This is a genomic window from Haloterrigena salina JCM 13891 (genome assembly GCF_000337495.1).
In the GTDB taxonomy this organism is placed as follows: domain Archaea; phylum Halobacteriota; class Halobacteria; order Halobacteriales; family Natrialbaceae; genus Haloterrigena; species Haloterrigena salina.
This window is the reverse complement of sequence record NZ_AOIS01000018.1, coordinates 54,286-66,551: the sequence shown is the minus strand read 5'-3', so window position 1 is coordinate 66,551 and position 12,266 is coordinate 54,286. Positions and strand designations below refer to the sequence as shown.

Below are 12,266 nucleotides of genomic sequence, written 5' to 3'. Positions count from 1 at the left end.
CCCTCACAAACGGCGGGTGAGGTGTCGTGAACGAACTGCTGACCGTCCTGCTCGAGTCGCTGCGGGACGGCTACGTGCAGGTGAGCGCGTTCGTCGCGGTGACGGTGCTGGCGTTCGGACTGATCCAGTATCGAACCGACGGCGCCGCGCTCGCGGCGATCGAAGACAACGAGCGACTCCAGGTCCTGTTCGGCGGCCTCCTCGGGCTGACCCCCGGCTGCGGCGGCGCGATCGTCGTCATGCCGCTGTACGTCCGCGGCACGGTCAGCTTCGGGACCGTCGTCGCGACGCTGGGAGCGACCGCGGGCGACTCGGCGTTCGTCATCCTCGCGCTCGCCCCCGAGGCCGCGCTGTACGCCTACGCCATCGCGTTCGCGGCGTCGGTCGCGACCGGCTACCTCGTCGACTCCGTCGGGTTGGGCGTCACTCGAGTCGACAACGCCGTCGCGAAACTCTCGCCGGCGATGGCCGACGGCGGCACCGTCGTCAACGGCGGTGTCGGACCGAACCCCGCCCACGACTACGGCGGACCGTCACCGGCGTGTGCGCACGACGCGGGTCCGGATCGACACTCTCGGGTTCTCACCCCGCTCTCCCATCTCGCGCACGTCCTGTGGTGGGTCGCAGCCGTCGCGGGGCTCGTCCTCGGGAGTCTCTACCTGCTCCGCGGCGGTCCCGAAGTCCCGCTGACGGCCGGCCTCGGCTTCGACGGCCTCTTCACCGTCGTCGGCATCATCGGCGCGGTGCTGTCGCTGTACCTCTACGCGGTCGGCCGCCACTACGTCGGCGAGGGGGAGATCGCCCGGGCTCGGGACTCCTTCGGCTCGGTGTACGATACGCTCACCCACGCGGCGATGGAGACGAGTTTCGTCACCGTCTGGGTGCTCGTTGCCTTCCTCGTCTACGAGTACGCCGTCCTCCTGACGGGGATCGACGTCACGACCGTCGCCGCGGCGGCCGGGGTGCTCGCCCCGATCGGCGGCGCCGTCGTCGGCCTCATTCCGGGTTGTGGCCCGCAGATCCTGCTGGCCAGCGTCTACGCCGAGGGCGGCCTGCCGTTTTCGGCGCTGACCGCCAACGCGATCGCCCAGGACGGCGACGCCCTGTTCCCGCTGCTGGCCGTCGACGCCAAAGCGGCGATCGTCGCCACGATCTACAACTTCCTGCCCGCGGTCGTCGTCGGCGTCGCGCTCCACCTGCTGTGGGGGCCGGTCTTCGGGATGGCGGAGTTCGGATTCGGCGTGCTGTGATATTCCGTCGGTTTTAATCATTCTCGTATCTCGAGCCACCTGCAATAGTTTCCGCCCCGTCGCCAGTAGCCAGATGTGCTTCAAGCCGGGAGGCTTAAAAAGCGATAATTGGGGTACCTCCCTCGGGATAGAAAGGTTTCACACGACAGTGGACTTACTCCCAACGACCAGCTAACGGACGCTGGAGGTTATCGAATCCCCTCCTCCTCGAGGACTCGTTCAGCGTCCGTGAGTGCCGTATCGATCTCCCGAAACCAATCGGCGTCCGTCAAATCGTCGTTGATCGCCAGCGCCTCGTCGGCCCACCGTCTAATGGTCGTGTAGATTTCCTCGACGAGAGCAGTGCGGTCGACGAGATCCGGCGAATCATCTCGGCTCTCTCGCGGTACCCCATCAATGTGGAAATACACGCCGACGGCGTCGTTCTCCGGGACGGGCGTGAACTCGAGTTCACCCATATCGAACGCTGCAGCGCACTCCTCATTCTCGAGGATCACAGCCATACATCGGAGCAGATCCGGGAACACCTCATTCGGGAGGCTTACGTCGTCCCAGGGACGGTCCTCTCCCCTCTCAATTCCACCTAGGTGTATTCGCATGTCAGCACTCGGCATCCATCCTCTTTCTAGATCATAGGTTCCCGGGGATTGGATTTCAATATCTATTTCATCATATGTATCCTCCATGGTTTCACCCCACATGTCTCCAACCAACGTCGTTCTGACTGATGTACTTCCAGACTGCTGGGCCCTTTTTCGGATATGCAGTCCGGACGTTACCGTTTCTGATTATAACTTCAATCTCTGAAACACCTGTTCTATCGACGAAACTTTGATCGAAGTCGCTGTACTTGAACGAGTCTTGTTGAGTCGTTTCTGTGTCTTCGAGAGCCTTGTAGATGGCTTCGCTGACATCTTTTTCCGACATCGAATTTGGGAGCGGCTGGGCCTTTGAATCGAAATCTTGGCCCATTGGCCAGAGGGTGGTTGCCCTCTTTTCACGCATCAACTTACCGTCGATATGACGTGCTTCCATATAGGTCCAACCATAGTCTGTCTGGCCAGCATTCGGGTCGAAGACACCACGCTCGAGCCAACGAATATTCCCATCGTCGTCAGTAACAACGAGTCGAGTTGTGCTCAGGTCATTACCCTGGCTCGGAATCTTGAGGAGATCGTTTGCTTGAATGGTGTCCTCGATTAGCGGATTGTGGCCTTTCGTCTCGAGTATCCCCATCATCCGCTGGGCGTCGGCCTGAGCCATGTCGCCGCTGTCCAGCAGTTCGTTCATCCGGCGGAGATGCTCGGCCTCGAGGTCGCCCTCGCCGTAGCGGACGAGCATCCGCGTAGCCGTCGTGTCGTCCACACGCTCGAGCGCTTGCCGGCTGTCGGCATCGGTGTTCTTCAGGAACTCGTTCGCGTCGAACGAGTCACTGCGGCTGTCAACGACGGTCAGTTGTTCGCGGAGGTCGTCGCTGATTCCACCACAGCCACTCGCCACCATTACGGCGGCCGGCTGCTGTGGTATCCCTGCCCCCACGAAGGTGACAGTTGAAGGCGACGACACGGCGTCCCCAAGAAGTCGTCACGCACCTCGGGACCGAGGTTGTCGAACTGTGGTCCTCGCTGTAGTTGTCGCGGTTAGCGTCCCCGTCGCCGCATTTCGGGGGTCAGGCAATCTGGCAGGTGGACCTTGGCCTGAGGTGATTACTCTATGGCATCACCTATCTCTTCGAGTTGTTCACTACAGCTCTGAACAGTGGTCCGATAGCGATCGTGGAGGTTTTGGTTCTCTGTGAGGAGTATCTCGACTAACTCGTCGATGGTCTGTAATATCTCTTCGACGAGGGGATCACGATCGACGACGATCGTTGGCTCGGCATCATACCGGTCGTCTGGGTTCTTAGCTGTCTTTTCGGTGTAGCACAGGGTAATTCTAACGTGGTCCTCATTTTCGCGCTCGAAGACGAGATACGACTCCCCCGCTGTAACGATGGCTCGTTCGCTCTCACCGACGATGAAGTCGTCCATTCCGAAAAATACGAATCCCATGATCAGTTCTCGGAGACGGAATCCGATTCTTCCACCGTCGCCGGGGAAAGACTCACCGTTGACAGTGATCGTAACACCGACTGAGAGGGATAGCGCTTCCTCATCGGTGAGTATCCTGTCGTCCCCTTCTGGCCGGGAGTAGGCGATCTCGATAGTATCTTTACTCGTCATAGGTTCCTCAGCCAATCACCTGCTCCACGCGACCAGGTCCAGACAGGCTTGCCTCCTTTTTTCCGATACACAACTTCCAATCTTCCAGTATTCGGATCGGCTCTGACTTCTATTCCATTCACCCCTATTGGTGCCGGTCTGGGACTCCCTTTCTTTGCGAAATTCCAGAGATGTCGCTCCGACAGTTACTGTCGGATCTCTTCTATCCCGGCGTCCTCGAGTGCATCTTCTGCGTCTGCGAGCGCCGCTTTGAGTTCCTGATACCATTCCGAACTGTCGAGATCCGGATTGACCGCTAGTGCGTCGTCACACCAAGATCGAACAGTGACGTAGATTTCCGTCACGAGTTCGGTCCTTCCTACCACGTCGGGCTCGTGTCCACGGACATCATCCGGAATCCCCATGATCTCGACTCGTACCGTGACGCACTCGCCATCTGGTTTGGGGGTAATGTGAATCCGAGTGGCATCCAGCTCGATAGAGATGCTATCTCCGTCGAGGATTGCTTCGATCCCGGCAACCAGTTCCTTCAACACGTCCCCTAACAGACTGCACTCATGATACGGTTTATCGCTTTCCTCCGGAATATTCTCCGTAAGGAGCCGTATATCGCCTGCCGGCATCGATCCCGTCTCTAGCCAGCCAGCAGTTGATGACGGTGAAGGGAGATCGAGATAGACACCCCGGTTACTGTAATCTCTCATCTTCACTCACCTCGGTTGATCCAACCAACGTCGTTCTCACTAATGTATGCCCAGGCATCTTCCCCACCCTTCGGGAAAGCAGTCCGAACGTTCCCCTCTCGTATCACGACTCGAATGCGAGAAATTCCCGTTCTATCAACGAACTCGGGGTCGAATCCGTCGTAGTTGAATGCATCTTGGTCGGTCGTCTCACCCTCTTTTATCGCTTGATAGACTGCTTTGTTGACGTCCTCTTCAGACATGGTATCCGGCAGGGGCTCCGCTCTCGAGTCGAATTTTTGCCCCATCGGCCAGAAGTCCGTCGCCTGTTTCTCCGTCAGCTGCCGACCGTCAATATGTCGCGCCTTCAGATATTCCCATCCGTAGCTTTTGTCGCTACTCTCGGGTGTGTACCTCCCTCGTTCCATCCAGCGGACGTTTTCGGACTTATCTTTTACAACCAGCCGTGTCGTCGCTAAGTCACCTCCTTGTTCAGCGATATCCAGGAGGTCGTTTGCATCGACGTCATCGATCAATGGATCATGCTCCTTCGTCTCCAACATCCCCATCATCCGCTGGGCGTCGGCCTGATCCATGTCGCCGCTGTCCAGCAGTTCGTTCATCCGCCGAAGATTCTCGGCATCGAGGTCGCCCTCGCCGTAGCGGACGAGCATCCGGGTCGCAGTCGCATCGTCGACCTGGCTGAACGCCGCCCGACTGTCGGCGTCGGTGTTCTTGAGGAACTGGTTGACGTCAAACGAGTCGCTGCGGCTGTCGACGACTGTCAACTGCTCGCGGAGGTCGTCGCCGATGTCGCCGCACCCACCCGCCAGCCCGGCGCCGGCAGCCATCGACACCGACGCTCGGCGACACGGCGTCCCCAGGAAGTCGTCTCGCACGTCGGCATCGAGGCTGTCGAAGACGTCCACGCCATCGTCACCGTTTCGCATGAGGTACTCGCCTAACCGTTGCTGCTTGGCCTCTGACATCGCATCGACGTCAGCGTCCATCGCGCGCTGATGCCGCCAGAGCCGGAACGCACCGCCAGCGGTATCGGCCTGACTCAGCAGCGGTTCGGCGGCGTCACCGTCGGCAGTCAGCAGAATTCGGGCGGTCGCGCGGCCTTTCGCGGCCTCTTTCGCATCGCTGACGCGTGAGATCGCACGAAGCGCCTTCGTGTCCGCGAGTTTCGAGCCGACTTTCTGCGCAGTCGTCGTGCTCTTGATCGTGTTCTTGATGCTGCTCGAGGCCGCTCCGCCGAGCGCCGTTTTCGCGAGGAACCCTGCCGCGTACCCCTCGTACCAGTTCCGCTCGAACGTGTCGTACAGCCGCGGTCGGTCTTTCTCCTCGAGCGAACCGTACGGGTTGTTCAACGCCTGCTTCTGCTCGACGCTCTGAACCATCGCGTCGACCAGCGTTTCGGCGGCTCCGAGTCGTTCCTCTCTGACCAGCTCAAGGAGCATCTCGATCCCTTCGACGACGGCAGTAGGGTCGTCGATGAGCTGGGAGACATCCTGGAGAGCGACGCCCAGACTCGAGGAGAATCCCGAGACCGTACCGAACTCGCTGGCCACCGCATGATCGAAGATCGTGTCCGTGTAAAGCCCGTCGGCGGCTTCGCTGTAGAAGTTCTGCCGTTGAATGCCGACGGTTTGCTGGCTATTTCCGTTCGTGTCGCTCGCTTCGACGTGGATCGTCGTCCCGGCGACGGTATCACCGATACTCTCACTGACGCTTCCGGCTGTTTCTGTAGCCTTCTTAAAGCCAGAGACGAACGTCGATTTCACGCTGCTCGTATCGAGTTCGGTCTCAGACTCGGCGAATTTCTCGGTGAACTCGAGGTAGTCGTAGACGGTATCGCCACCGTCGTAGGTCTCGGACGTCTCTTCGTTTCCGGCTTTGATCAGTGCGGCTCGATCGACACCGGTCGGATCGTCCAGACGGAGGCTGACCCAGTACGTCGTGTCGAGGCTCGTCTCCGGGATATGATAGCCCGAACTCCGGATGTCGATCGTCGGCGGGCGCGTGTCGAACAGCGTCGGATCACCTTCGTCGTCGGCTTCGTCGCGATCGAAAAGCCCGTCACGATCGGTGTCGCTTCCGGTCGGATCCGTCGCGAGTTCGCGTTCGCGGGCGTCGTCGAGTCCATCCCCGTCCGTATCGACGCTCCACGGGTTACTGGTCGCGTTGTACGTTTCGTAGGCGTTCGACAGTGTCTCGATATCCGATCCCTCGAGGGCGCGTTCGGTCTCGCTAGCGCTGGTCGTTCTAACGACCGTACTCCCCTCGACGCGTTCCGTCCGATCGTCGAGCCCGTCGTCGTCGGAGTCTCTCTCCGTCGGGTCACTCGCGATGTTGAGGTAGACGCCTCTGGTCGAGTTCGTATCGTATCCGGCCGCTTCGACGGTCTCGAGGAGGGCTCTGGCCCGTCGCTGTTGCCGGTCCGAAGCGCCGCTACCGGGCTCGAGTCGTTCGGCGACGTCATCCAAGTTCGTCGGCTCGCCGATTTCTTCGCGGTCGCTGAGCCCGTCGCCGTCCGTATCGGCACTGTCCGGGTCGGTCGTGATTGTGCCGCGCGGGGTCAGGAATCCCTTCCGTTCGGTGGCATCCGGAATCCCGTCACCGTCCGTATCGACCGCATCCGTGGTAAGCAGTTGTGCTCTGAGATTGACACCGTCAGCGGTGAGCGTCAGCGTGGCCTCGCCATCACTGAGCGCGGAGACGTTGATGGCTTCTTTGACCGTGCCCACTGTCCCAATCGATAGTGATTCGGTGACCGTCGTTCCGTTCGAACCGGTGGCGACGAACGTCGCGGTCGGATCGACGTTCGTCTGCTCGGTCTGGTAGGCGACCGAAATCTCGTCGGTATCGTCGCTGAGATCGTACGTGATGGATGCGTTTCCGGAATCGCCGACAGTCTCGTTCGACTCGTTCATCGCCGGCGCCTCGGGAACGCGGACGGTCACCGGCTCGTCCATCTCCAGCGAATGAGACCGTGGGTCGGTCGCACGCCCCGTCAACACCTGCCAGTCGGTGAGCTCACCGTGGTCGAGCGGCGATCTGGTCGCTGCGTCGTTGAATGCGGGATCGATCGTTACCGACTGGTTGGTGAGTCCACCGCGGAACACACCGCCGTCCGTACGGATCCGATTCCACGCCCAGTCGAACCGCGTGTTATGTCGATAATCCCCGGAGTCGTCTCTGACGATCCAGTTCCCCTGGCCCGTCGGGAGATCGTCGAACGTCATCGTGACCGCGCCACCGGACCCGTCGCTGGGCTTGTCGTGGAGAAGGACGAGACTCAGTCCCTCCGGGCCGGACCAGAAGAAGAGCTGGCTCTTGTCGCTCTCGGCGATCGGCAGCGGGGAGTTGATCTGGGCGTTACCGTAATCGTAGAACTCCTCGATCCGCTGGCCGTTACTCAACGGAACGACGTCGAAGCGTTCGGATCCCTGCTCGACGGATATCTTTCGAGCGTTCGGTTCACCACCGAGGACGAGCGTCGAGTTGTCCGCGACCTCGCAGGCAGCGTTACACGAAAAGTTCGAACTGCCCTCGAGTGGAACCGCTTCCGTCGTCTCGTCGAGGAGCGTCGCATCGACCCACTCGTCGGCGTCGAGCACCGTGAAGTACGAGAACGAGTCGACCGTCGCACGTGCGGTTCCGTTTTCGATCGTCGACTCGACCGGCATCCACGTTTCGTTCGCCTGTCCGCTCCATTTGAAGACGGAGAGATCGTCGTACTTCGACTCCGGTATCGTCTCGTCGATCGGAATTTCGATCGTCGCGTTCGTGAAGTCGGTACGGTTAACGACACGGACGGTGGGGCTCGCACTGATCTCGTCTTCCTCGAAGAACGTCGGCTTCGGGGTGATATCTACCGCAGAGGCCACGTTCCCCGAACCGCGCATCGTTAACGAGACGTTGGTTTCTTCGTCGCGAACCGTCGTCTCGATCGTCTCGCTGCCGTCCACGACCCCGTCACCGTCGGAGTCGGCCACGAGCGGGTCCGTTCCGAGTTCGAGTTCCTCGCCGTCGAGCAGCCCGTCGTCATCGGTATCCGGGTTCTGGGGGTCCGTGCCGACCTTCAACTCACGGCCGTCATCGAGACCGTCGTGGTCGCGGTCGGCCAGCTGCGGGTTCGTACCGGCCTCGTACTCCTCGCGGTTGGTCAATCCGTCGTCGTCGATATCCCACTCAGCATCGCTGGTACCGTCGTCGTTGGTATCGGTCAGGGTCTGGTCGAGTTCCGGATATTGGACCTCGAACTGATCGGGCAGTCCGTCACCATCAGTATCCACCTGGAACGGATCGGACCCGAACCGACCTTCGTGGTAATTCGAGACGTTGTCGGCGTCGAAGTCTTCGAGGCCATCGACGATGCCGTTATCGCTGACGTTTTCATCGACCTTCGGAGAATCGCTATCCGGGTCCTGCGGGTCGGTTCCGACGACATCTCTTTCGTACGTATCCGGAAGGCCGTCGCCGTCGAACAAGACGATATCACGACCAACGTCAGCAGCACCAGGTCTCCCGCGCCGGGTCCCGGTGTCGTCGACCTCGACTGTGACCGAGGTACGCTGTTCCTGTAGGGTGACGTTCACCGCGAACGTGGCCGTCAGTCCCCGGCTAGTCCTCTCGAGCGGAACCGTTTTCGGTTCGGTATCACCGACCGTCACCGTCGCGGTGGTCAAATCGTGCGGCCGAACGTCGAAGACGGTACCACGGATCTCACCGGTGATCGAATCACTGTCGTTCCGAGGTGGATCGCCGCGCATCGTGATGGTGACCTGCGGGGTCGTCTTCCCGCTGGATCGTGTCCAGCGCCTGCTGGCTCTGGCGCCACGCGGTCATGAACTGCCGGATCGCACGTGCGCGATCCTTCGCCGTTCGTTTGACGCTTCCGTCACGCTCGAGCGCGTTCTCACCCCGCTCGTACGCCCGTTCTGCGTTTCGAAGGTGGCTCTCGATCGCGTTCCGATGGCCGGGATCGTCGAGGTCGTCGTCGAACCGCTCGAGGGCGCGTTTCACATCCGTGATGGATACGTTCGCAGTCCGCGCGTTCGCCTTCGCGAGTAACCATGTCGTCTGGTTGACGCCGTGCGGATCGGCATCCGAGAGCGACGCCAGATGCGATGCGGCGGCGGCATCTCCTTCGAACACCGCCGGACTCTCGACGCGGTCGTCGTCGAGATAGTTATCTACCGTCTCGTTGATTCGATTCCCTGCCTGCTTCTTCCGGCGTTCGTCTGACCGATCCGCGGGCTCCAGCACCGCTAATTCCTGCACGGCTGCATATTTCAGCTCGAGTGCGGTGGGGTCGCGGTCACCCGCCGAAAACAGTTCGTACGCCGCGTTTTCGCTTCCGTTCTCTGCGGTCGGTTGCGGTGTCGGGGAATTTGGAGCGGCCAAAGCCGGGCCGATAGCCCCCGTAATCAGTAAAATGGAGAACGTTACTGCTAATATCTTCTCAGTTGGAATGTCTATATATCGTGACTATAGTGGTAATATAATAGCTTATCGGTGCGTGTACTATCTCTCCGGACCGTTGCGATAAGGAAGTCCACGGGGGGAATCAGCTCCGAGTTCCCCCGACGAAACGGCGCTCAGTGTTGAATAGATGCTTCGCAGTCTCTCGTCAATTGATGCTCGAGTAGCGACGAACGCGTCCGATCACCCGCACGAGAGCGGAGGTCCGTTCCGTCTGGAAGCGGTTACGCCACCTTCTCAGGGAAACTGTCTGGTGAAATGACTGTCGTCCGACTCAGATTTGATTGCTGGAAACTCGCCGCAATCGAGGAGTTTGCCGACCAATGATGGACGCATCCCTGCGGTATCGATGATCGAGACTGTATGGTGACTCGGACTCCCTGCCGTCTCGGAATCCCGTTTCGGGCCGTCGGAGGGCCACGAACGCGGTACCGGAGTTGTAACGGACTCGTGTCTGCCGGTGAACGCGGATTCTCGACGATCGAAACCGATTCTCGCGGAGAGGGGATCCCGCTCAGAACTCTTCCGTCGGCGGCGCGATCCCCTCGTCCTCGCCGCTGCCGAGTTCGAACTCCTCGCGCACTTCTCGGATCCGATCGCGAATATCGGCCGCCAGTTCGAACTCGAGGTTGCTCGCGGCCTCGTCCATCCGGTCCTCGAGTTCGGCGACGTAGCGTTCGGCCTCCTCCTCGTCCTCGATCTCGCGGCCCGAGACCTGCGTGGTCTCGGTCTTGCTGCCGGGGAGGTTCGTCTCGCCGACTTCCTTCTCGATCGTCGTGGGTTCGAACCCGTGCTCCTCGTTGTACTCCTGTTGAATCCGGCGGCGACGCTGGGTTTCCTCGATCGCCGACTCCATGGCGTTCGAGGGGTCGTCGGCGTAGAGGACGACCTCGCCGTTGACGTTTCGCGCCGCCCGGCCCATCGTCTGGACGAGCGTCGTCTCGCTGCGGAGGAACCCTTCCTGATCGGCATCTAAGATCGCGACGAGGGAAACCTCGGGGATGTCCAGCCCCTCCCGCAGGAGGTTGATCCCGACGAGGACGTCGATCTCGCCCAGACGTAACGAGCGGATGATCTCGTGGCGCTCGAGCGTGTCCGTCTCGTCGTGCATGTACGCGACGTCGACGCCGGCCTCCTCGAGATACTCGGTCAGGTCCTCGGCCATCCGCTTCGTGAGGGTGGTGACGAGGGTCCGTTCGTCGCGTTCGATGCGCTCGTCGATGCGGTCCATCAGGTCGTCGATCTGGCCGCTGGCCGGCGAGACCTCGATCTCGGGGTCGACGAGGTGGGTGGGTCGAACGATCTGTTCGACGATCTGGTCGCTCTCCTCGCGCTCGTAGTCGCCGGGCGTCGCCGAGACGTACAGCGTCTGGTTGGTCTTCTCCTGGAACTCTTCAAAGGTGAGCGGCCGGTTGTCGTAGGCCGTGGGCAGTCGGAACCCGTTCTCGACCAGCGAGTCCTTCCGGGACTTGTCGCCGGCGTACTGCCCGCGAACCTGGGGAAGTGTGACGTGGGATTCGTCGACGACTGTGAGGAAGTCGTCCGGGAAGTAGTCCAGCAGGGTGTACGGCGCGTCGCCCGATTCCCGATCCGAGAGGTAGACGGAGTAGTTCTCGATGCCCGAGCAGTAGCCCGTCTCCTGCATCATCTCGAGGTCGAAGGTCGTTCGCTCCTCGATGCGCTGGGCAGCGATCATGTCGCCCGTGCGCTCGAAGTAAGAGATGCGCTTGTCGAGGTCGGTCCGGATCTCGTCCATCGCCTCCTCGAGGGTCGTCTCCGGGATCGAGTAGTGCTCCGCCGGGTGGACGAGGACGGCCTGCTGGTCGCCCTGAGTCTTCCCCTCGAGGGGGTCGACCTTCACCATGCGGTCGATCTCGTCGCCCCACAGTTCGACGCGGACGGCGTAGCGGCCGTACATCGGGTAGATTTCGACGGTGTCGCCCCGCACGCGGAAGGTGCCCTGCGTGAAGTCGACGTCGTTGCGCTCGTAGTTGAGGTCCACCAGCCGCTTCAGCAACTCGTCGCGGCCGACCTCCTCGCCGACCTCGAGTCGCATGGACATGTCGACGTAGTTGCGCGGGTCGCCGAGGCCATAGATCGCCGAGACCGAGGCGACGACGATGACGTCCTCGCGCGTCAAGAGGGAGCGCGTCGCGGAGTGGCGCAGGCGGTCGATCTCGTCGTTGATCGACGCGTCCTTGTCGATGTAGGTGTCGGTCTGCTCGACGTAGGCCTCGGGCTGGTAGTAGTCGTAATAGGAGACGAAGTACTCGACGGCGTTCTCGGGGAAGAGGTTCCGGAACTCCTCGTAGAGCTGGGCGGCCAGCGTCTTGTTGTGGGCGATGACGAGGGTCGGCTTCTGGATCTCCTCGATCAACCACGAGACGGTGTTGGTCTTTCCGGAGCCGGTCACCCCGAGCAGGGTCTGTCTGTCCATCTCCTGTCGGAACCCCTCGGCTAACTGCTCGATCGCCTCGGGCTGGTCGCCCGCGGGCTCGAAGGGCGCGTCGACCGTAAACGGCCGATCGACGTCGGGACGATCCGGCTGGAGGGGGCCTCGAGAATCGGAGTCGCTCATTAGCGGGATCAGGGCCTCGAGCTACTTTACGCGCTCGCATTAC

General features: G+C 61.0%; 8 protein-coding genes and 1 pseudogene. 1 reads left to right on the top strand and 8 read right to left on the bottom strand.

Translation table 11 applies throughout. The features are described 5' to 3' along the window. Window positions 1–26: 26 nt before the first annotated feature. Window positions 27–1,250: a putative manganese transporter gene (locus C477_RS05020; protein WP_008893364.1), complete on the top strand. Its 1,224-nt coding sequence runs from the start codon at window positions 27–29 to the stop codon at window positions 1,248–1,250. Window positions 1,251–1,438: 188 nt separating this feature from the next. Here C477_RS05020 and C477_RS05015 read toward each other — a convergent pair whose 3' ends face one another. From C477_RS05015 to uvrB, 8 genes and pseudogenes are all read right to left on the bottom strand, one after another. Beyond that, window positions 1,439–1,936, bottom strand: a complete 498-nt coding sequence (locus C477_RS05015) for a hypothetical protein (protein ID WP_152423275.1) — start codon at window positions 1,934–1,936, stop codon at window positions 1,439–1,441. Between the two features lie 4 nt (window positions 1,937–1,940). After that, window positions 1,941–2,753: a hypothetical protein gene (locus tag C477_RS05010; protein WP_008893362.1), complete on the bottom strand. Its 813-nt coding sequence runs from the start codon at window positions 2,751–2,753 to the stop codon at window positions 1,941–1,943. Window positions 2,754–2,956: 203 nt separating this feature from the next. Continuing rightward, window positions 2,957–3,472 carry a hypothetical protein gene (locus C477_RS05005; protein WP_008893361.1) on the bottom strand — a complete coding sequence of 172 codons (516 nt, stop codon included), beginning with the start codon at window positions 3,470–3,472 and terminating at the stop codon, window positions 2,957–2,959. Window positions 3,473–3,657: 185 nt separating this feature from the next. Beyond that, a complete protein-coding gene (locus tag C477_RS05000) occupies window positions 3,658–4,176 on the bottom strand; it encodes a hypothetical protein (protein WP_152423274.1) in 519 nt (172 codons plus the stop codon). 2 nt (window positions 4,177–4,178) lie between these two features. Beyond that, the gene (locus C477_RS04995) at window positions 4,179–8,456 is read right to left on the bottom strand and encodes a hypothetical protein (protein WP_152423273.1); all 4,278 of its coding nucleotides are present in this window, start codon (window positions 8,454–8,456) and stop codon (window positions 4,179–4,181) included. 153 nt (window positions 8,457–8,609) lie between these two features. Then, window positions 8,610–8,933: pseudogene (locus C477_RS24890) on the bottom strand (hypothetical protein); the annotation flags it as partial. After that, window positions 8,902–9,444, bottom strand: a complete 543-nt coding sequence (locus tag C477_RS04990; RefSeq protein WP_152423271.1) for a hypothetical protein — start codon at window positions 9,442–9,444, stop codon at window positions 8,902–8,904. The gene C477_RS04990 and the pseudogene C477_RS24890, both read right to left, overlap by 32 nt. Before the next feature lie 715 nt (window positions 9,445–10,159). Beyond that, complete coding sequence (gene uvrB, locus C477_RS04985; RefSeq protein WP_008893357.1) at window positions 10,160–12,223, bottom strand: excinuclease ABC subunit UvrB; 2,064 nt, start codon at window positions 12,221–12,223, stop codon at window positions 10,160–10,162. Window positions 12,224–12,266 lie beyond the last annotated feature (43 nt).

What these genes read in the sequence shown, in the direction of transcription:
- C477_RS05015 (WP_152423275.1), bottom strand. Translation starts at nt 1,936, where the DNA reads ATGGAGGATACATATGATGAAATAGATATTGAAATCCAATCCCCGGGA.
- C477_RS05010 (WP_008893362.1), bottom strand. Translation starts at nt 2,753, where the DNA reads ATGGTGGCGAGTGGCTGTGGTGGAATCAGCGACGACCTCCGCGAACAA.
- C477_RS05005 (WP_008893361.1), bottom strand. Translation starts at nt 3,472, where the DNA reads ATGACGAGTAAAGATACTATCGAGATCGCCTACTCCCGGCCAGAAGGG.
- C477_RS05000 (WP_152423274.1), bottom strand. Translation starts at nt 4,176, where the DNA reads ATGAGAGATTACAGTAACCGGGGTGTCTATCTCGATCTCCCTTCACCG.
- uvrB (WP_008893357.1), bottom strand. Translation starts at nt 12,223, where the DNA reads ATGAGCGACTCCGATTCTCGAGGCCCCCTCCAGCCGGATCGTCCCGAC.